Annotated in this window: 1 protein-coding gene; it reads left to right on the top strand. The window is 40.0% G+C overall.

Annotated elements, in window-relative coordinates; all coding sequences use genetic code 11:
• The coding region (locus ACZIX2_RS14310; protein ID WP_463340770.1) for a DUF7507 domain-containing protein at window positions 1-225 on the top strand (225 nt) is incomplete at both ends.

Raw genomic sequence — 225 nt, 5'->3', positions numbered from 1 at the left:
GCTTCAGATACTACTACCTTCTCTGGTACACATGTGATTACACAAGAAGATATCAATGCAGGCTATGTGTACAACTTAGCAACGGCAACAGGTAAAGATCCAGATGGTAAAGATGTAACCGATACTTCTTCTGATCCGACACCATGTACAAGTTGTCCAAAAGATCCAGAATGTACAGATTGTACTATTACCGAATTGGATCAAAAACCAAGCATCGACATTACC

This window comes from Flavobacterium riviphilum, from assembly GCF_055231795.1.
The sequence above is the reverse complement of the archived record's forward strand: the minus strand, read 5'-3'. Positions and strand labels throughout refer to the sequence as shown.